Genomic DNA, 20729 nt, shown 5'->3' with positions numbered 1-20729 from the left:
TTCCCATCCGGTGTCTGAGTCATGGCCAAGCCTTCGTTTGTCAATTTGTGGAAAGCCTATTCCGACCTTCTGGTTACGTATCCTGACGCCAAGCCCTGTGAGGGCCCTTGGGAAAACCAGTGTGCTATCCGCATGAGCGCGACACTCAATGCAGAGCTGACCATCAAGGTCAACAAATCCACCTATACCGAACCCAAGTGTGCACATGAGCACGCCCGGGGTGCCGAGTCGCTGGCGAACTGGTTGTGGAAGCATCATCTGGGGCGGCCAACCATTCTGGGTAACAGCGCCGAGGAGCGTCGCACGTTGATGGGCAAGACCGGGCTTATCTTCTTCAAGGACTGTTTCCAGCAGTCAGGGGAGTCGGCGGACAATCGTACTGGCGATCATATTGATCTATGGAATCGGGGCCTGACCCAAACCGGCGACCTCTTTTACAGATCCAGAGCTGTCTGGTTCTGGGAGCTCGCATAATGAAAAATCACCGGCTCGCCATGTGCCTGGCGATAAGCCTGACCAGCCTGAGCGCATGCGCCGAACATGCCCAGATGCCAACAACCCAGGCCGTCTTTGTTGGGCAGCAACTCAGCCTGATTAACGACCAGGGTCAATGCACGCTGGTCAAACCCGACCAGAGTCGCATGAAGCTGGACATGGAATGGCCTTGCAGCTTCAGCCTGAATAAACAACAGCAACTGCGCGTAGAAACGTTCAACAACATCCCGATATTTTCGGTCTGGCGCAGCGAGCACATGCCTGCGCCCAGCCGCGACTGCCTCAGCAAAATGCAGGCTATCCGCCAGATCCCGGGAGGGCTGGAGGCGGGAGCGGTCAACACGTTTGCGTCCTGCGGCACGGGAGGGGACCAAAAAATGTATGTAGCGCCATTTACGTGGTAACCGACATCGCCACCCGCGATCGCCTGCAACCGTCCCTGCTGGATCGGTTGACCGACGACGACCCAGGCAACCTCAAGGAAAGCGCCGACAAGCGCGTGCTGTCCCTGACCCAACTCAAAGCCTCGGTGCTGCGGGACCTGGCGTGGCTGCTCAACACCACGTCATTGCTCAGCGCCGATGCGACGCTGCACACACCGGCCGGCACTTCGGTGGTCAACTTCGGGCTGCCAGCCCTGGCCGGCAACAGTGCATCGAACGTCGATATCGCGGCGCTTGAAGCACTGATCCACCAGGCCATCGCCACGTTCGAGCCGCGAATTCTGCGCCATACCCTGCGCGTGCGGGCCCGGGCATCCGCCGAGATGAATCACAACGCCCTGAGTTTCGAGATCGAAGGCGATCTCTGGGCGCAGCCAGTGCCGCTGCGCCTGATGCTGCAAACCGACCTGGACCTGGAATCCGGCCATGTGCGAGTGGTCAACGCCGACCAGCGGAGACACTCATGAACCCGCGCCTGCTGGAACTGTACAACCAGGAACTGCACCACGTGCGCGAAAGCGCGGCGGAGTTCGCCCAGGAGTACCCGAAAATCGCCAGCCGGCTGACGTTGTCCGGCATGGACTGCGCCGATCCGTACGTCGAGCGCTTGCTGGAAGGGTTCGCCTACCTGACGGCGCGGGTACAGCTCAAGCTCGATGCCGAATACCCGACCTTCACCCACAACCTGCTGGAAATCGCGTACCCCCATTACCTGGCGCCAACACCGTCGATGACCGTGGTGCAATTTCAGGCAGACCCCGATGAAGGCTCACTGAGCAGCGGCTTCCCGTTGCCCCGGGATACGGTTCTGCGCGCAGCCCTGGGTCGCGAAAGCCAAACCTGCTGTGAGTACCGCACCGCCCATGCGGTGACGTTGTGGCCATTGCAGGTCAGCCAGGCCGAGTACTTCGGCAACCCGTCCGCCGTGCTCGGGCGCCTGGCCGCCAGTGCCCCCAAGGCCAAGGCTGGCCTGCGCCTGACCCTGCGCACCGGTGCCGAACTGCCTTTCAACAGTCTGGCCCTGGACAACCTGCCGTTGTACCTCAACGGCGCCGACGAACAACCCTTTCGCCTCTACGAACAGTTGCTGGGTAACGCCTGCGCCGTCTTCGCCCGTCAGCCCGGCGGCGATTGGGTAGAACGCCTGCCCCAGGATGCACTGCGCTCCGTGGGGTTCGACGATACCGACGCCGCGCTGCCCGTGGTGTCGCGAGCCTTCCAGGGCTATCGCCTGTTGCAGGAATACTTCGCCCTGCCCCGCCGCTTTCTGTTTGTCGACTTCACCGGGTTGAGCCGGGCGGTCAAACGCTGCCAGGGCCAGGAGCTGGAATTGATCGTGCTGTTCGACCGTCACGATCCGAGCCTGGAAGGCAGTGTCGGTGCCGCACAGTTCCTGCCGTTCTGCACCCCGGCAATCAACTTGTTTCCCAAGCGCCTGGATCGCATCCACTTGTCGGAACGGGTGAATGAACACCATGTGATCGCCGACCGTACCCGGCCGATGGATTTCGAGATTCATTCCCTGACCGCCCTCACCGGCCATGGCACCGGGTCGGAACAGCCTTTTTTGCCGTTCTACGCCGTCCGCGATCCGTCTCGCTACGGCCGCGATCAGGCGTATTACACGGTGCGGCGCGAACCCCGCATGCTCTCCAGCGGCCAGCGGCGCAACGGCCCACGTTCGACTTACATCGGCAGCGAAACCTTCGTCAGTCTGGTGGACAGCCAGCAGGCGCCCTATCGTCACGACCTGCGCCAATTGGGCGTAACGGCGTTATGCACCAACCGCGACCTGCCCCTGTTCATGAGCGTGGGCAACAACAAGACCGACTTCACCCTGGCCGACAGCGCACCGGTAGCGGCGGTACGCTGCGTGGCCGGCCCGAGCCGCCCACGCGCCAGCCATGCCCACGACGCCAAGGCCTGGCGGTTGATCAGCCAGCTTTCGCTCAATTACTTGTCCCTCAGCGAGCAAGGCCAGGGCGCCGCCGCCCTGCGCGAGCTGCTGCGCCTGTATGGCGACGACAACGATGCAGCCTTGCAATTGCAGATCGAAGGCCTGCGCGAAGTCAGCAGCAAGGCCTGCACCCGACGTTTGCCAATGCCGGGCCCGATCGTGTTTGGCCGCGGCCTGGAGATCACCCTGGAATTCGATGAGAACGCGTTTCGTGGCACGGGCGTCTTTTTGCTCGGTGCAGTGTTCGAGCGCTTCCTGGCACGTTACGTGTCGATCAACAGTTTTACCGAGACGGTGATCCGTACCACCGAGCGCGGCGAGATCATGCGATGGAAAGCCAAACCCGGACGTCGTCCGACCCTGTGAATACCCTGGACGCGATGCACCAGGAGCCCTGGGAATACGACTTCTTCCAGGCATTACGGCGCATCGAGTGCGAATCGCCTGAGCTTCCGCGCCTGGGTCATTCGTTGCGCCTGGCCGATGACCCCTTGCGCCTTGGGCAACAAGCCGATTGCACCTTCGCCCCCTCGACCCTGGCCTCGGTACAGCCGGGCATCGACGGTTCGCCGGCACGTCTGGAACAATTCTTTTTTGGCCTCGGCGGCCCCAACGGCCCGTTGCCGTTGCACCTCACCGAATATGTGCGTGAACGCCAGCGCAACAACGCCGACAGCACCAGCAAACGCTTTCTGGATGTATTCCACCATCGCCTGCTGAGCCTGTTTTACCGGGCCTGGGCCGAAGCGCGACCGACAGTCAGCCATGATCGCCCGGACGATGACTACTGGTCGGCACGTCTGGCAGCGCTGAGCGGTCGAGGCATGCCGAGCCTGCTCAAACAAGGCCTGATACCCGACACGGCGAAGCTGCATTACAGCGGTCATCTGTCGGCACAAACCCGCTATCCCGACGGTTTGAAGGCAATCATCGGCGAGTACTTCGGCCTGCCGGTGGAGATCGAAGAATACGTCGGTCAATGGTTGGTGCTGCCGGAGCGCAGCCGCGTGGGCGTCAGCGCCCATCAATTGGGCGTGGATTTTTGCCTGGGCCGTTGCGTCTGGGATCGCCAGCACAAATTCCGCATTCGCCTGGGGCCGCTCAAGCTGGATGACTACATGAGCATGTTGCCCGGCAGCCCATCCTTCAATGAGCTGGTGGCCTGGGTGGCCGAATACCTGGGCCATGAACTGGACTGGGATCTGAACCTGGTTCTGAAACAGCCCGAAGTGCCGACGCTGCAACTCAATGGCCGCTTCCGCCTGGGGTTCAATACCTGGGTGGGCAAGCCCGCAAAAGATGCCAAGGACTTAATACTGGCCCGGCATTACGCCGAGCAAGCCAACACCTCACAGATCTCAAGGAGCCAAGAGCATGGGTGAAATCAGTCGCGCCGCGTTGTTCGGCAAACTCAACAGCGTGGCCTACAAAGCCATCGAAGCCGCCACCGTGTTCTGCAAGTTGCGCGGTAACCCTTATGTGGAACTGGCCCACTGGTTTCATCAGTTGCTGCAATTGCAGGATTCGGACCTGCACCGCCTCATCCGCCAGTTCAATATCGAGCCGGCGCGCCTGGCCCGGGACCTGACCGACGCCCTGGACCGTTTGCCACGGGGCTCGACGTCAATCACTGACTTGTCTTCCCATGTGGAAGAAGCCGTGGAGCGTGGCTGGGTCTACGGCAGCCTGATGTTCGGCGAAAGCCAGGTGCGTACCGGTTATCTGGTGCTGGGCATCCTCAAGACCCCAAGCCTGCGCCATGGATTACTGGGACTGTCGGCAGAGTTCGACAAGATCAAGGTCGAGGCCCTGAGCGAGCGTTTTGACGAGTACGTCGGCGACTCGCCGGAAAATGCACTCAGCGCCAGCGATGGTTTCAACGCCGGCAGCGTGCCCGGTGAAGCCAGTGGCGCCATGGCCCCAAGTGCCATGGGCAAGCAGGAAGCGCTCAAGCGTTTTACCGTCGACCTCACCGAACAAGCGCGCAGTGGCAAGCTTGACCCGATCGTCGGCCGTGACGAAGAGATCCGCCAATTGGTAGACATCCTCATGCGTCGTCGGCAGAACAACCCGATTCTGACCGGTGAAGCCGGCGTCGGTAAAACCGCCGTGGTCGAAGGTTTTGCCCTGCGCATCGTCGCCGGTGACGTGCCGCCGGCGCTCAAGGATGTGGAACTGCGCAGCCTGGACGTCGGCCTGTTGCAGGCCGGCGCGAGCATGAAAGGTGAATTCGAACAGCGCCTGCGCCAAGTCATCGAAGACGTCCAGGCCTCACCAAAACCGATCATCCTGTTTATCGACGAAGCCCACACCCTGGTAGGTGCCGGTGGCGCCGCCGGCACCGGGGACGCGGCCAACCTGCTCAAGCCGGCCCTGGCCCGGGGCACCCTGCGCACCGTGGCCGCCACGACCTGGGCCGAGTACAAAAAGCATATCGAAAAAGACCCGGCCCTGACCCGCCGCTTCCAGGTGGTGCAAGTGGCCGAGCCGTCGGAAGACAAGGCGCTGTTGATGATGCGCGGCGTGGCCTCGACCATGGAAAAACACCATCAGGTGCAGATCCTCGACGAAGCCCTGGAAGCCTCGGTCAAACTGTCCCATCGCTACATCCCCGCGCGCCAGCTGCCGGACAAATCCGTGAGCCTGCTGGACACCGCCTGCGCCCGCGTTGCCATCAGCCTGCACGCCGTGCCGGCCGAAGTGGACGACAGCCGTCGGCGCATCGAGGCGTGGGAAACCGAGCTGCAGATCATCGCCCGCGAGCACGCCATCGGCATCGTCATCGGCGCCCGCCAAACCCAAAGTGAAAACCTACTGAGTGCCGAACGCGAACGCCTCGCCGAGCTGGAAAGTCGCTGGGCCGAAGAGAAAACCCTGGTGGACGAATTGCTCGCCACCCGCGCCACCCTGCGTGAACGCGTCGGCGTGGTGGACAGCGAGGACGGCAGCGAGACCAGCCACGCCTTGCGCGAAAAGCTGGTGGACCTGCAACAGCGTCTCAGCGCCCTGCAAGGCGAAACCCCGTTGATTCTGCCGACGGTCGATTACCAGGCCGTGGCCTCGGTGGTCGCCGACTGGACCGGGATTCCGGTGGGCCGCATGGCCCGTAACGAACTGGAAACCGTGCTCAACCTCGACCTGCACCTGAAAAAACGCATCATCGGCCAGGACCACGCCTTGCAGATGATCGCCAAACGCATCCAGACCTCCCGCGCCGGCCTCGACAACCCGAGCAAGCCGATCGGGGTATTCATGCTCGCCGGCACCTCCGGCGTGGGCAAGACCGAAACCGCCCTGGCCCTGGCCGAAGCCATGTACGGCGGCGAGCAAAACGTCATCACCATCAACATGAGCGAATTCCAGGAAGCTCACACGGTGTCCACCCTCAAGGGTGCGCCACCGGGCTACATCGGCTATGGCGAAGGCGGCGTGCTGACCGAAGCCGTGCGGCGCAAACCCTACAGCGTGGTGCTGCTGGACGAGGTGGAAAAGGCCCACCCGGACGTGCACGAGATCTTCTTCCAGGTCTTCGACAAAGGTGTGATGGAGGACGGCGAAGGCCGGGTGATCGACTTCAAGAACACCTTGATTCTGCTGACCACCAACGCTGGCACCGAACTGATTGCCCAGGTCTGCAAAGACCCGCAAAACGTGCCGGAGCCCGAAGAAATCGCCAAGGCCCTGCGCCAACCGCTGCTGGAGATTTTCCCGCCGGCATTGCTGGGCCGCCTGGTGACCATTCCGTATTACCCGCTCAGCGACGAGATGCTCAAGGCCATTACCCGCCTGCAACTCAACCGCATCAAGAAGCGCGTGGAGAACACCCACAAAGTGGCGTTCGATTACGACGACGCGGTGATCGACCTGATCGTCTCCCGCTGCACCGAAACCGAAAGTGGTGGGCGGATGATCGACACCATTCTGACCAACAGCCTGCTACCGGACATGAGCCGCGAATTCCTCACCCGCATGCTCGAAGGCAAAGCGCTGGCAGGGGTGCGGATCAGCGCCCGGGACAACGAATTGCACTACGACTTCAGCGACGCCGCCTAAGCGGCCTTCCTCCGTAGGAAGGAACCGAGCAGTGACAAGGGATAACTGATGCTATTCAAGCAACTCTCACGCCTGGCAAAGATCACCAGCCCCCTGGGGCCGGATGTGCTGTTGCTCAAGGACATGGGCGGAGACGAAGAATTGGGGCGGCTGTTCAACTATGAGTTGCAGCTGCACTCGCTGGACAACGCCATCGACCTCAACCAGTTGCTCGGCAAACCCATGTGCCTGAGCCTGCAACTGGACGGCGGTGGCGAGCGTCATTTCCATGGCATCGTTGCCCGTTGCAGCCAGAACGTCGACCAGGGCCAGTTCGCCAGTTACCAGGTCACGCTGCGGCCCTGGCTATGGCTGTTGACCCGCACGTCCGATTGCCGGATTTTCCAGAACCTGACCATCCCGCAGATCATCAAGCAGGTGTTTCGTGACCTGGGTTTCTCGGATTTCGAAGATACCCTGAGCCGGCCCTATCGCGAGTGGGAATACTGCGTGCAGTATCGCGAAACCAGCTTCGACTTCGTCAGCCGCCTGATGGAACAGGAAGGAATCTACTACTTCTTCCGCCATGAACAGGGTCGTCATGTGCTGGTGCTGGCCGATGCCTACGGCGCCCATGCCAACGTGCCCGGCTATGCCTCGGTGCCCTACTACCCCAAGAATGAGCAGCAGCGCGAACGCGATCACATCTACGATTGGCACCTGGCCCAGCAAGTCCAGCCGGGCTCGCTGGAACTCAACGACTATGACTTCCAGCGCCCTGGCGCGCGGATTGACGTGCGCTCGGCCATGCCCCGTCCGCACACCGCCGGCGATTATCCGCTGTACGACTACCCCGGCACCTATGTGCAAAGCGAAGACGGCGAACACTACGCACGTACCCGTATCGAAGCCTTGCAGACCCTGCACGAACAGGTCGAGCTGGCCGGCAACGCCCGAGGCCTGGGGTCGGGTCATTTGTTCAGCCTCACCGGCTTCAGCCGCCAGGACCAGAACCGCGAATACCTGATCGTCGGCGCCCGCTACCACATTGACCAGGAAAGCCTGGAAACCAGCGGTGGCGTGGCTTCGGCACAGTTCGAAAGCAGCCTGACCTGCATCGACGCACAACAAAGCTATCGCCCGCTGCCCAACACCCACCGCCCCATCGTCAAAGGCCCGCAGACCGCACTGGTGGTGGGCCCCAAGGGTGAGGAAATCTGGACCGACCAGTTCGGCCGGGTGAAAGTGCATTTCTATTGGGACCGTCACGACCAATCCAACGAAAACAGCTCGTGCTGGATTCGCGTGTCGCAATCCTGGGCCGGAAAAAACTGGGGCTCGATGCAAATCCCACGAATCGGCCAGGAAGTCATCGTCAGCTTCCTCGAAGGCGACCCGGATCGGCCGATCATCACCGGCCGCGTCTACAACGCCGAACAGACCGTGCCCTACGACTTGCCGGAAAACGCTACCCAGAGCGGCATGAAAAGCCGTTCGAGCAAGGGCGGCTCGCCGGCCAATTTCAACGAAATTCGCATGGAAGACAAAAAAGGCGCCGAGCAGTTGTACATCCATGCCGAGCGCAATCAGGACATCGTGGTCGAGGTGGATGAAAGCCACTCGGTGGGCCACGACCGCAACAAAAGTATCGGGCATAACGAGACGGTGACCATCGGCAACAACCGGCTGCGCATCGTCAAGCAGGAAGACATTCTGTCGGTGGGCCAGCGCAAGACCGACAGCATCAGCCAGAGCTACGTCATCGAAGTGGGCGAAAACCTGCGGCTGGTATGCGGCGAAAGCATCCTGGAGCTCAATGCCAGCGGCCAGATCAACCTGACCGGCGTGCAAATAAGCTTCTATGCCAGCGGTGACGCCGAGATCAACACCGGCGGCGTGCTGCACCTGAACAACGGCGGCGGCCCTGGCGCCACGCCTGACGGCCAGGGCGTCAAGGCCAGCATCGACGCCAATATCAATGCCGCATTCCCCAAGCCCAAGGGCTAACCACGAGATTCAAGCGCCATGACTTACCGCATCAATGAGTTCCAGTTCCAGCTGCCGGCAGGCGAGCTGCAAGACGCGACGATCAACATCCTCAAGTTCCCCGAACTGGGCACCTCGCTGATTGTCAGCCGCAGCTTGCTGGCCGAGGGCGAAACCCTGCAAAGCAACTTCGACGACCAGCTCAAGCGCCTGGAAAAACAAGTGCAGGACTTGCGTTTTCAGCCGGGTGTCGCCGTGCGCCTGGGCGCCAGCCAGGAGGTCGAAGGCATCGAGTTGCGCAGCCAGTTCAACAAGGGCAACGACAAAGTCTTCCAATATCAGTTGGCGCTGGTATTGCCCGGCACCCGCAAAATGCTCGCCCTGAGCTACGTGAAGGCGGAAAAACTCGGCGATGCCGAAGCCGCGCATTGGGCAACCATCAAGAGTTCGCTGTTGTTCGACGTTCCGGCCTGATGAGCACCCTGCATGTCTGACGCACTCTGGGCCGCCCGCCTGGGCGATGCCCTCGACCACACCTCGATGATGGCCGACATCCTCGGCGGCGTGCTGGAGGTGGCGGCCAACATCGCGATCACCGCGCTGGCGACGGCTGCCGTGGTGGCGGCCACGGGCATCACCGTCGCCACCGGCGGCCTCGGCTGCTTCCTGCTCGGCGCGGTGGTGGGCACCATCGTCGGCCTTGCCATGAGCAAGACCGGGGCCGACAAGGGCTTGAGCAACCTGTGCGAGAGCTTCAGCAATGCGCTGTTTCCGCCCACGGTGCAGGCGAATATTCTCACCGGTTCCACCAACACCCTCACCAACAACATCCCCGCCGCCCGCGCCGCCGGGGCGATTCCGTCCCATGTTGCGCCGGCCGGCACCGAGCTGGAGGCACCCGAGCCCGAAGCCGAGCCCAGCTACCTGGACATGGCCGAGAGCTTCTTCTCGCAGATGTGGCGCCCCACCGTCGCCACTCCGGCGCCCGGCGCCGTGCCCAAGCCGCTGGACCTGCTCGTCTGCATGAAGCATCCGCCGATGCCGCCGCAGTTCATGGCCGAGGGCTCGGACAAGGTCACCATCAACGGCCAGCCTGCCGTGCGCAGCGGCGACCGCAGCACCTGCGACGCCAAGGTCGTATCGTCCGGGCTGATTTCCTCCAACGTGACCATTGGCGGCGGCTCGGTGGTGGTACGCGAGATCCGCAGCGGCAAGACCCCGGGCGTGGGCCTGGCGGTCACCGCGTTGCTGATGCTCAAGGGCGGCAAGGGCAAGTTCTTCAGCAAATTGCCGTGCATGCTGATCGGCGGCGCGGCGTCGATGGCTGTCAGCAGCGCCATGGGCGCCATGGCCAACGCCGCCATGGGTTCGTCGAACCCGGTGCATGCTGCGACCGGGGCCAAGGTGCTGGGTGGGGACGAAGAGCTGGATTTCGTGCTGCCGGGCATCTTGCCGATCGATTGGCAGCGCTTCTACAACAGCCGCGACGAACGCCGCGACAGCTTGTTCGGAGCGGGTTGGAGCGTGTCCTACGAGGTGCGGGTTGAAATCCTGCCTCACCCGGAGGGCGGGGAAACGCTGGTGTACACCGATGAACAGGGCCGGCGCATCGATATGGGCTCGATTCCTCTGGGCGGCGCGGTGTTCAGTGCGGGTGAAGGGCTGAGTGTTCGGCGGCATCGCAATGGGGAATTGTTGATTGAAAGCGATGACGGGTTGTATCGGCTGTTCGACGGTACACCCGGTAATCCGTCGTTGTTGCGCCTGAACCAGCTCGGTGACCGCAATGACAACCGCATCCACCTCGACTATGACGACGGCGGGCAGCTTGTTCGGCTGCGGGACACCTTCGATCTGGTGCAGGTCGAGCTGATTCAAGAAGACCGTCGCGTGGCTCGGGTGGAACGCCTGTACCCCGACCAACACCGCGAAGTACTCGTCAGTTACGGCTATGACGCAGCCGGCAACCTGGCCGAAGTGCGCGACGCCACCGGCCAGGTGCAACGGCGCTTCGCCTACGACGCCGGGCGGCGTATGGTTGAGCATCAGTTGCCCACGGGGCTGCGGTGTTTCTATGAATGGGCTTATATCGAGGAAAAAGAATGGCGCGTGGTCGGGCACTGGACCGACGAAGGCGACACTTACCAGTTCGACTATGACCTGAACGCCGGTGCAACGCGCATCACCGACGGCTCACAGCGCATCAGTACTCGCCACTGGAACACCCAGCACCAGATCACCGAGTACACCGACAACCTCGGCCAGACCTGGCAGTTCGAGTGGAACGACGAACGCCAATTGCTCAGTGCCACCGACCCGCTGGGCGGGCGCTATGAATACAGCTACGACGACGCCGGCAACCTGATCGGCGAAACCGACCCGCTGGGCCGCAGTGAATCGACCCTATGGCTCGAGCACTGGGCCTTGCCGCTGGTGGAAACCGATACCGCGGGCAACAGTTGGCAATATCGCTACGATCAGCGCGGCAACTGCATCGCCGAAACCGATCCGCTGGGCCATGTAACGCGGTACCGCTACGACACCCAGGGCCAGGTCGTCGAGATCATCGACGCCACCGGCAAAAGCAAAAGGCTGCGCTGGAACCCGTTCGGCCAACTGGTCGAACACATCGATTGCTCGGGTTATCCGACGCGGTTCAGCTATGACAACCGGGGCTATCTGCAAACGATCACCGATGCCCTCGGCGAACGCACCCAATTCAGTTACGACGCCCAGGGACGGTTGCTCAGCAGCCAATTGCCGGACGGCCGCACCGAGCAGTATCAGCGCGACGTCAGCGGCCAGTTGATCGGCTACACCGACCCGGCCGGGCACACCACGCTGTATCAACACAACCGTCGCGGCCAGGTGCGTCAGCGCACCGACGCCCACGGCCGACAGGTGCAGTTCGGGTATGACCGCTACGGGCGGCTGCAGGCGCTGACCAATGAGAACGGCGAGAGTTATCGGTTTGCCTGGGACGCTGGAGATCGGCTGACAGAACAACAGGATCTGGATGGCAGTGCCAAGCGCTACACCTATGACCTGCTGGATAACGTCGCGGCGGTCACGGCTGTTCCGGCGCCCTACGGCAACGGCCTGGCCGTCGTCCCCGAGTCGCCCCCCGCTCCCATCGTTCACCGACTGGAACGCGACGCCGTCGGCCGGCTGATCGCCAAAATCACCGACGATGGCCGCACCGACTACTCCTACGACCCACTGGACCAGCTCACCGCCGTCACCTTCACCGACCACCAGGGCAACGCACAAACCCTGAGCTTCGCCTACGACGCCCTCGGCCAGTTGCTCGAAGAACACAGCGCGGCCGGCAACCTGCACTACCACTACGACGAACTCGGCAACCTGATCCAGACCCAACTGCCCGACGGCCGCTGGCTCAATCGCCTGTACTACGGCAGCGGCCACCTGCACCAGATCAACCTCGACGGCCAGGTCATCAGCGACTTCGAACGCGACCGCCTGCACCGCGAAGTGCTGCGCACCCAGGGCCAGATCAGCACCCGCAGCGAATACGACCGCAGCGGGCGTTTACGCTCACGCCAACGCCGTCACAGCAGTCAGCCATCGCTGATGCCGGCAGCGGTACAAAAGCACTTCGAGTACGACCCCGCCGACAACCTGATCGGCAAACTCGACCAGCAACCCGCCGCACAACACCGCCAACTGCTGCACTACGACGCCACTGGCCGCATCATCGCCAGCCAGGACAGCCTGCACGGCCAGCGCGAAACCTTCGCCTACGACGCCGCCGCCAACCTGCTGGACGGCCCACAACCCGGCGCCGGGCTGGTGGTTCACAACAAACTGCTGACCTATCAGGACAAGCGTTATCGCTATGACGCGTTTGGCCGGATGATCGAAAAACGTAGCGCTCAACGGGGCTTGCAACGCTTCGGTTACGACGCCGAAAGCCGGTTGATCGAAGTGCGCAACGCAAACGGCAGCGTGGTCAGGATGACCTACGACCCGCTGGGCCGGCGCATCGAAAAAACCGTACACGACACCAACGGCTACCCTCTCGGCGAAACCCGCTTCACCTGGGACGGCCTGCGCCTGTTGCAGGAACATCGCCATCAACAGACCAGCCTCTACCTCTACGAAGACGAAGGTTACGAGCCCCTGGCCCGCGTCGACGGCACCGGCCCACTGCAAAAAATCCGCTACTACCACAACGACCTCAACGGCCTGCCGGAACAACTCACCGAGGCAGACGGCCACAATGTCTGGAAGGCAAGTTATCGGGTGTGGGGCAACACGTTAGAAGAGGTGCGCGAGCCGTATTACATTGAAGAGCAGAACCTGCGGTTTCAGGGACAGTACCTGGACCGGGAGACGGGGCTGCATTTCAATACGTTCAGGTTTTATGATCCGGATGTGGGGCGGTTTACGACGCCGGATCCGATTGGGTTGGAAGGTGGGCTCAATCTTTACCAATACGCTCCGAACCCTATCGGTTGGGCGGATCCATGGGGCTGGGCGTATGCCGGGGTAGATTTCACGGGAAGCAGTGATTTGTATCCGATTAAAGGCGCACAAAAAAATATCGTGACTATCAAGATGCAAGGCTCCAGGTCGCGTGACTTTACTCAAGCCTATAAAGAAGCCGGTATTCCAAGGAGTGCCAAGAAGGACTATACCTGGCACCACGTTGATGACTTCGACCCTAAAACGGGTAACACAACGATGCAGCTTGTCAGGAAATCTGCCCACGAAGCCACCTATCCCCATGGCGGCTCAGTTGCGCAATATGAGAAACATTTCAAAGTTAATTACGACAGCAGCGAATCAGTCCTAGCAGCGTCTAAGAAAGGCTGGCTCGCCAACAAGATTCCCAACACCAAAGTCAAACCTGGGCGCTGCTCATGATTGGAGATTTCAATGCTTGAAAACAAATTCTCAGATTACGAAAAGGCCATTACCCCAGCGAATCTGGACCAGCTGGAGTCCGTCATCGGCAAGAAGCTACCGGCTCCCTTTCGAAACCATTACCTCAAGTACAACGGCGGCATGCCGGAACGAGCTTATTGGGTCAGCGAAGACTTTTTCGACCCCATCGAAGTCGCCTCTTTCAGGCCGATTACCTATGGTGAACCCACGCTGCTGTCCACCTATCAGTTGATGCTGAAGAAACAAGTTCTTCCTGCACATCTCCTTCCTTTCGCAGACGACCTGGGCGGCAATTTCTTTTGCTTGAACCTTGATTCGGGAGCCATCAGTTATTTCACGACTGACACGTTTGATAGTGACCTTAGCCCGGAAGAGAACCAGGCTGAATCCGAGAAGCCTATTTGCTCGAACTTCCTCCGTTTCGTTCAAGGACTGATCGATGAGGAAGATTTGGACGAGGAATGAGGCGCTCAGCCGCATGGCCGACGGGGTGCATTTGTTGGTAGAGCGCGCGCTGGATCACCTGAATGAGCCGGAAATAGCAGCGATTCTCGCCAGGAAACAAAGTCGACTCGGCTGATCCGCCAGATAGAAAAAATGGGCACCCAACCTCGTTGGCGTGCCCATTTTTTATCCCGCTCGCCCGCTGTGCGGGAAGTCGGTGCGTGTTACGGATTAACGCTGTCTTTCAACGACTTGCCTGGCTTGAACGCAACAGTGTTGCTGGCCTTGATTTTGACTGGCTCACCGGTTTGCGGGTTTTTGCCGGTGCGGGCACCGCGATGGCGTTGCAGGAAGGTGCCGAAGCCCACCAGCGTGACGCTATCCTTGCGATGCAGAGCGCCGGTGATTTCTTCGAGAACGGCGTTGAGAACGCGATTGGCCTGTTCTTTGGTGAGATCTGCTTTTTCCGCGATGGCAGCGGCGAGTTCTGGTTTACGCATGAGTGAAGCCCCTTTGACGGTTTTTTGTTGTTATGTCCGTGCTGTTCTCGTTGGAACAGCGCCCAAGGCGCCGCAGGTGCTCTACTCTGCGGCAGACGGGAATGAGGATGGCATGCGCGCAAGAGTGGCGCCAGTCTCCCTGCGACCTTTGTGGGAGCAAAAACGGGGTGATTCCGACAGAACGACCGGCATTTACGCCAACAGGGCCGGAAGTTCTTTGTTCAGGGCGAGTTTTTCCATCACCGCCGCGCCGGTCAGGGCATAGCCCAGCAATTTGCCGGCGCTGTCGCGGCACAGCACCTTGATGTCCGCGCCCTGCCCTTCGACCGTCCAGACGCCCTCCGCGCCCCGTGGCGGCGGCGAAACCACCAATGGGCAGACCGGGGTTTTCACGGTGATCGGCATCGGGCCGTAACTCACCGCCGTAGGGTTTCCGGCGAGGGTCTGGGCCAGCGCTCTCGCACAGCTCATGAGGGGCATGACGTACAACAGATTCAGCCCATCGACCTCGGCGCAATCGCCCAGGGCGTAGATGTTGGCGTGAGAGGTTTTCAGGTGACGGTCAACCACCACGCCACGATTGACCTGCACCCCGGCAGCGGCCGCCAGGTCGATGCGCGGACGCAGACCGATGGCTGACACCACTACGTCGCAAGGGATGACCTGGCCGTCAGACAGATGCGCTTCCAGGCCGTCCGCCACTCGCTGCAAGCGATTGAGCACCGGCCCGAGGTGGAAGCGCGCGCCCAGGCTTTCCAGGCCGGCCTGGACCGCAGCAGCCGCCGCCGGGTGGAGCAAGGTCGGCATGACTTGTTCGCAGGGCGCAACCAGTTGCACTTCGTAGCCACCGAGAATCAGGTCGTTGGCAAATTCGCAGCCAATCAAACCGGCGCCCAGCAGCAGCACCCGACGCTTGCAGGCCGCCGCCGCGCGAAAACGTGCGTAGTCTTCAAGGTCGTTGATTGGGAAAACCGCGTCGGCCGCGTCGCCTTCGATCGGCACGCGCACGGTTTCCGCGCCCCAGGCCAGGATCAGGTCACGATAGATCACTGATTCTTCGCCGATCCACAGGCGCTTGTGGCCCGGATCGATGCCGCTGATGCGCGTGTGGGTGCGCACTTCGGCTTTCAATTGCTCGGCCATGGCGCCCGGTTCGGCCATGCTCAGGCCATCGGCGTCTTTATTCTTGCCAAAGCCGGTGGAAAGCATCGGCTTGGAGTAGGAGCGTCCGTCATCTGCGGTAATCAACAGCAGCGGGGTTTCGCCATCGAGTTTGCGAAACTCCCGGGCCAGGTTGTAGCCAGCCAGCCCAGTGCCGACGATCACGACAGGTGCGTTCATTCCTAGCTCCTTGGATGCTTAGTTGATTTCAATCATTTCAAAATCCATTTTGCCCACGCCGCAGTCCGGGCACAGCCAGTCTTCCGGCACGTCCTGCCACGGTGTGCCCGCCGCAATACCGTCGTCCGGCCAGCCTTCGGCTTCGTTATAGATCAGGCCGCAGACCACACATTGCCACTTTTTCATTCAGGTACTTCCTCGGGATTCAGGCTTTTGCCGGCGCGAACGGTCGATAGATGAAGCGTTGCCGTCCGGCTCAGGGCGTTTTGTACTGATCGGGCCCGACAGATGCAAGCCTGTTCGGCGCAACGGCAGGCCGGATCAATCAAACTCGCCGCCTGACATGGTAAGCTCGCCGCCTCATTTGCTGCCAATAATGACTCACTGTGCCGCACTCAAAAGCCCCCTCCCCGACGCCGCTCTGGCTTTCTCAAAGCCAACTGATGCCCCGCCCCGACACGTCTACGCTCGATTGGTTGTTCGATGAAGGGTCACTGACCCGACGCCTGACCCGTTTGTCGAATGACGGTTTCAGCGTCACGCCGCTGTTCGAAGGCTGGCAATCGCTGCGCGCCGACGAATGTGCCGCGCTGGAGCTGGCCGAAGGCAGCGAAGGCTGGGTGCGCGAGGTGTATCTGCGCGGCCACGGTGAAGCTTGGGTGTTTGCCCGCAGCGTGGCGGCGCGTAGCGCGCTGCAGGGCGACGGATTGCATATGGATGAGCTGGGTAGCCGCTCCCTGGGCGAACTGCTGTTTTGCGATCGGGCGTTTCAGCGCCGGGCCATCGAGGTTTGTCACTATCCCCAAGCGTGGTTGCCGATGGAGGCTCAGGCGCCTGAACTGTGGGGCCGGCGCTCGCGTTTCGACCGTGGCGCCCTGAGCGTGCTGGTGGCCGAGGTTTTCCTGCCGACCCTGTGGAGCGCCGCCCGCGCGCATCCGGAGAACTGCTGATGTACCAGAACCTGCTCAAGTCTCTGAACCGCGTGAATCCTCGGGCCTGGGATTTCATTCAGCTGACCCGCATGGACAAGCCGATCGGCATTTACCTGCTGCTGTGGCCGACGCTGTGGGCTCTGTGGATTGCCGGTGAAGGTTCGCCGTCACTGGCCAATATCGTGATTTTCGTGCTCGGCGTGGTACTGACCCGTGCCGGCGGTTGCGTGATCAACGATTGGGCGGACCGCAAGGTCGATGGCCATGTGAAACGCACCGAGCAACGGCCGCTGGTGAGCGGCAAGATCAGCTCCAAAGAAGCCCTGGTGTTCTTCGCGGTGCTGATGGGTGTGAGCTTCCTGCTGGTGCTGTGCACCAACGCGGCGACTGTCTGGCTATCGCTGGGCGGTTTGGCCCTGGCGTCCAGTTATCCGTTCATGAAGCGCTACACCTATTACCCGCAAGTGGTGCTGGGAGCGGCGTTCTCCTGGGGCATGCCGATGGCGTTCACCGCCGAGACCGGTGAGCTGCCGGCGACAGCCTGGTTGCTGTGGATCGCCAACTTGCTGTGGACCGTGGGCTACGACACCTATTACGCCATGACCGACCGCGACGATGACCTGAAGATCGGGGTGAAATCCACCGCGATCCTGTTTGGCGATGCCGACCGGGTGATCATTCTGACCTTGCAAGGCCTGGCGCTGGGCTGCCTGTTGCTGGCTGGCTCGAAATTCCATCTCGGTGGCTGGTTCCACCTTGGGTTGCTGGTGGCGGCAGGCTGCTTTGCGTGGGAGTTCTGGTACACCCGCAGCAAAGACCGGATGCGTTGCTTCCAGGCGTTTTTGCATAACCACTGGGCGGGGTTGGCGATTTTCGTGGGGATTGTGCTGGATTACGCGTTGCGTTGACTGCGATTCATCTGTAGCAGCTGCCGAACTCAGGCTTCGCCAGCTGCTACAGACTGTTTACAGGGCAGGCAAATCGCTTACTTGTGTTCGCCAATCACGTGCCACATTTTCATCATGCCGTCGCCTTTCATGTCTCCCGGCTTGCTATCCATTTTGTAGGTGTACATTGGCTTACCGTCGTAAGTCCATTGCATTGTGCCGTCGTCACGCTTGATCGGCTTCCATTCACCCATGGGCTTGGCATCCATCGGAGCCATCATCGGCGGCCAGTTCTTCGCACACTCACCCATGCACATCGACTTGCCGTCCTTGTCCTTGTCAAAGGTATACAAGGTCATACCCTTCTGATCGACCATCATGCCGCCTTTCATCATGGCGGGTTCTGCCGCAAAGGCCAGGGACGGCAGCGTTAACGCAGCCGTGACCAGCAGGACCTTCCAGGATTTAGCAATGTGATTCATGGAAACCTTCCTTTTGTGGTTGTCAGGATTCGGAATTAGAGCTTAGTTCAGGATCGCGACAATCGCAGGCCGGCTAAAATACTGTCACACGACTGCAATAATTCCGTTATCTAATGCGGCGCAAGACAGTTAAATGACAAGAGGATTAAGGCATGGTTGGCAGGAGCATTCTGATCGTCGACGACGAAGCGCCCATTCGCGAAATGATCGCCGTTGCGTTGGAAATGGCCGGCTATGACTGCCTGGAGGCGGAGAACTCCCAGCAGGCCCATGCCATTATCGTCGACCGCAAACCGGACCTGATTCTGCTCGACTGGATGCTGCCCGGCACCTCCGGCATCGAGTTGGCCCGCCGCCTCAAGCGCGATGAACTGACCGGGGATATCCCGATCATCATGCTCACCGCCAAGGGCGAGGAAGACAACAAGATCCAGGGCCTGGAAGTCGGCGCCGACGACTACATCACCAAACCGTTTTCCCCCCGCGAACTGGTGGCCCGCCTCAAAGCCGTGCTGCGTCGCGCCGGCCCGACCGATGGCGAAGCGCCGATCGAAGTCGGCGGCCTGCTGCTGGACCCGATCAGCCACCGCGTGACCATCGACGGCAAACCTGCCGAGATGGGCCCCACCGAGTACCGCTTGCTGCAATTCTTCATGACCCACCAGGAACGCGCCTACACCCGCGGCCAGTTGCTGGATCAGGTCTGGGGCGGCAATGTCTACGTCGAAGAGCGCACTGTCGACGTGCACATCCGTCGCCTGCGCAAAGCCCTCGGCGATGCCTATGAAAATCTGGTACAAACCGTGCGCGGCACCGGCTACCGGTTTTCCACCAAGGCCTGAACAGACCGCCAGCCTCGCTGACAAGGACGCATATTTTCCGTGAACCAAAACTGGCATGGCACCCTGATTCGCCACATGCTGTTGCTGGTCACCGCCTGCCTGGTGATCGGCCTGATTTCCGGCTACTACGGCTGGAGTCTCGCCGTGGGCCTGGGTGTTTACCTGGCCTGGACCCTCAAACAGCTGCTGCGCCTGCACGAATGGCTGCGCCTGCACCAACCCGATGAAGCACCGCCCGACGGCTATGGCCTGTGGGGCGAAGTGTTCGACAGCATCTATCACCTGCAACGCCGCGACCAACGGGTACGCGGGCGCCTGCAAGCGGTGATCGACCGGGTCCAGGAATCCACTGCCGCGCTGAAAGACGCAGTGATCATGCTCGACAGCGACGGCAACCTTGAGTGGTGGAACCGCGCCGCCGAAACCCTGCTCGGCCTCAAGACTCCTCAGGACAGCGGCCAGCCGGTGACCAACCTGGTGCGCCATCCGCGTTTCAAGGAATACTTCGAGCAGGACAACTACGCCGAACCATTGGAGATTCCGTCACCGATCAATGATCGCCTGCGCATTCAGCTGTACATCACCCGCTACGGCAACAACGAGCACTTGATGCTGGTGCGCGACGTGACGCGTATCCATCAGCTGGAGCAGATGCGCAAAGACTTCATCGCCAACGTGTCCCACGAACTACGCACGCCCCTGACGGTGATTTGCGGCTACCTGGAAACCCTGCTCGATAACGTCGAGGACGTGAATCCGCGCTGGACCCGTGCCCTACAGCAAATGCAGCAGCAAGGCGGGCGCATGCAGACCTTGCTTAACGATTTGCTGCTGCTGGCCAAACTGGAAGCCACCGATTACCCATCGGACAACCAACCAGTGTCCATCGATAGCCTGCTGCAATCGATCAAGAGCGACGCCCAGCAGCTGTCGGGTCAGAAAAATCAGCGCATCACCCTGGAAGCCGACCCGACGATTCTGCTCAAGGGCAGTGAAGCCGAACTGCGCAGTGCGTTTTCCAATCTGGTGTTCAACGCGGTGAAATACACCCCGGCCGAGGGCAATATCCGCATTCGCTGGTGGGGCGACGAGCAAGGTGCACACCTGAGCGTGCAGGATTCGGGAATCGGCATCGACAGCAAACACCTGCCGCGCCTGACCGAACGCTTCTATCGCGTCGATTCCAGCCGCAATTCCAACACCGGCGGCACCGGGCTGGGGCTGGCCATCGTCAAGCACGTGCTACTGCGCCACCGGGCCCGCATGGAAATCAGCAGTGTGCCGGGGCATGGCAGCACGTTTACCTGCCATTTTGCGCCGGCCCAGGTCACCAAATCCCGCGTGATCAGCGCCGCGGACTGATACCGACTAGCACTCGCCACTAGGCAATCGATCAGTCAGCCGCTACATTGGCTGACTTGTGCCTGCCCTTCAGGCACTGCATTTCCCCCTTTTTTGAATACACGGAACCCGCAAAACT

At 61.1% G+C, this 20729-nt stretch carries 18 protein-coding genes and 1 pseudogene; 15 read left to right on the top strand and 4 right to left on the bottom strand.

The genetic code is table 11. The features are described 5' to 3' along the window. Positions 1-21 precede the first annotated feature (21 nt). The 11 genes and pseudogenes from ACEN8R_RS24635 to ACEN8R_RS24585 form a co-directional block, all read left to right on the top strand. On the top strand, positions 22-474 hold the full coding sequence (locus ACEN8R_RS24635) for a type VI secretion system amidase effector protein Tae4 (protein WP_018927415.1): 453 nt from the start codon (positions 22-24) through the stop codon (positions 472-474). Beyond that, positions 474-899 (top strand): hypothetical protein, encoded by a 426-nt coding sequence (locus ACEN8R_RS24630; protein WP_018927414.1) that lies wholly within the window; start codon positions 474-476, stop codon positions 897-899. Before ACEN8R_RS24635 ends, ACEN8R_RS24630 begins: the two co-directional genes overlap by 1 nt. After that, positions 893-1405 (top strand): type VI secretion system baseplate subunit TssE, encoded by a 513-nt coding sequence (gene tssE / locus ACEN8R_RS24625; RefSeq protein ID WP_018927413.1) that lies wholly within the window; start codon positions 893-895, stop codon positions 1403-1405. Before ACEN8R_RS24630 ends, tssE begins: the two co-directional genes overlap by 7 nt. After that, positions 1402-3261 (top strand): type VI secretion system baseplate subunit TssF, encoded by a 1860-nt coding sequence (tssF, locus tag ACEN8R_RS24620; protein ID WP_018927412.1) that lies wholly within the window; start codon positions 1402-1404, stop codon positions 3259-3261. Before tssE ends, tssF begins: the two co-directional genes overlap by 4 nt. Beyond that, positions 3225-4277 (top strand): type VI secretion system baseplate subunit TssG, encoded by a 1053-nt coding sequence (gene tssG, locus ACEN8R_RS24615; protein ID WP_026286522.1) that lies wholly within the window; start codon positions 3225-3227, stop codon positions 4275-4277. The genes tssF and tssG overlap by 37 nt, the downstream gene beginning before the upstream one ends. Further along, complete coding sequence (tssH, locus tag ACEN8R_RS24610) at positions 4270-6948, top strand: type VI secretion system ATPase TssH (RefSeq protein ID WP_495624402.1); 2679 nt, start codon at positions 4270-4272, stop codon at positions 6946-6948. Before tssG ends, tssH begins: the two co-directional genes overlap by 8 nt. Positions 6949-6996: 48 nt before the next feature. Further along, on the top strand, positions 6997-8934 hold the full coding sequence (locus ACEN8R_RS24605) for a type VI secretion system Vgr family protein (protein WP_018927409.1): 1938 nt from the start codon (positions 6997-6999) through the stop codon (positions 8932-8934). 18 nt (positions 8935-8952) lie between these two features. After that, positions 8953-9387 carry a DcrB-related protein gene (locus ACEN8R_RS24600; RefSeq protein WP_052967849.1) on the top strand — a complete coding sequence of 145 codons (435 nt, stop codon included), beginning with the start codon at positions 8953-8955 and terminating at the stop codon, positions 9385-9387. A gap of 12 nt (positions 9388-9399) precedes the next feature. Next, positions 9400-13800, top strand: coding sequence for an RHS repeat-associated core domain-containing protein (locus tag ACEN8R_RS24595; RefSeq protein WP_495624401.1), 4401 nt, complete (start codon positions 9400-9402; stop codon positions 13798-13800). A gap of 12 nt (positions 13801-13812) precedes the next feature. Beyond that, the gene (locus tag ACEN8R_RS24590) at positions 13813-14286 is read left to right on the top strand and encodes an SMI1/KNR4 family protein (RefSeq protein ID WP_138866532.1); all 474 of its coding nucleotides are present in this window, start codon (positions 13813-13815) and stop codon (positions 14284-14286) included. Position 14287: 1 nt separating this feature from the next. After that, positions 14288-14401 (top strand): annotated as a pseudogene (locus ACEN8R_RS24585) (DUF6124 family protein); the annotation flags it as partial. A gap of 88 nt (positions 14402-14489) precedes the next feature. Here ACEN8R_RS24585 and ACEN8R_RS24580 read toward each other — a convergent pair. The 3 genes from ACEN8R_RS24580 to ACEN8R_RS24570 all read right to left on the bottom strand — a co-directional run bounded on the left by ACEN8R_RS24580 (position 14490) and on the right by ACEN8R_RS24570 (position 16292). Beyond that, positions 14490-14765, bottom strand: a complete 276-nt coding sequence (locus ACEN8R_RS24580; protein ID WP_003213368.1) for an HU family DNA-binding protein — start codon at positions 14763-14765, stop codon at positions 14490-14492. 192 nt (positions 14766-14957) lie between these two features. Beyond that, positions 14958-16106 carry an NAD(P)/FAD-dependent oxidoreductase gene (locus ACEN8R_RS24575; RefSeq protein ID WP_495624400.1) on the bottom strand — a complete coding sequence of 383 codons (1149 nt, stop codon included), beginning with the start codon at positions 16104-16106 and terminating at the stop codon, positions 14958-14960. An 18-nt stretch (positions 16107-16124) separates the two neighbouring features. Next, positions 16125-16292: a rubredoxin gene (locus tag ACEN8R_RS24570; protein ID WP_007896465.1), complete on the bottom strand. Its 168-nt coding sequence runs from the start codon at positions 16290-16292 to the stop codon at positions 16125-16127. 200 nt (positions 16293-16492) lie between these two features. Between ACEN8R_RS24570 and ACEN8R_RS24565 the strand changes: the two genes are divergently transcribed. Further along, on the top strand, positions 16493-17056 hold the full coding sequence (locus ACEN8R_RS24565) for a chorismate--pyruvate lyase family protein (RefSeq protein WP_064621149.1): 564 nt from the start codon (positions 16493-16495) through the stop codon (positions 17054-17056). Next, positions 17056-17946, top strand: a complete 891-nt coding sequence (gene ubiA, locus ACEN8R_RS24560) for a 4-hydroxybenzoate octaprenyltransferase (protein WP_019651311.1) — start codon at positions 17056-17058, stop codon at positions 17944-17946. Before ACEN8R_RS24565 ends, ubiA begins: the two co-directional genes overlap by 1 nt. A gap of 77 nt (positions 17947-18023) precedes the next feature. Here ubiA and ACEN8R_RS24555 read toward each other — a convergent pair whose 3' ends face one another. Continuing rightward, positions 18024-18407, bottom strand: coding sequence for a COG4315 family predicted lipoprotein (locus ACEN8R_RS24555; RefSeq protein WP_018927397.1), 384 nt, complete (start codon positions 18405-18407; stop codon positions 18024-18026). Positions 18408-18559: 152 nt separating this feature from the next. On the opposite strand from ACEN8R_RS24555, the gene phoB reads away from it, so the two are divergent. Together phoB and phoR are read left to right on the top strand one after the other, a co-directional pair. Then, the gene (gene phoB / locus ACEN8R_RS24550) at positions 18560-19249 is read left to right on the top strand and encodes a phosphate regulon transcriptional regulator PhoB (RefSeq protein WP_007896474.1); all 690 of its coding nucleotides are present in this window, start codon (positions 18560-18562) and stop codon (positions 19247-19249) included. Positions 19250-19324: 75 nt separating this feature from the next. Next, positions 19325-20611, top strand: coding sequence for a phosphate regulon sensor histidine kinase PhoR (phoR, locus tag ACEN8R_RS24545; protein WP_218585017.1), 1287 nt, complete (start codon positions 19325-19327; stop codon positions 20609-20611). Positions 20612-20729 lie beyond the last annotated feature (118 nt).

The organism is Pseudomonas sp. Pseusp15 (genome assembly GCF_059492165.1).
Note: the sequence above shows the minus strand (reverse complement) of the source record. Positions and strands in the feature narration are given on the sequence as shown.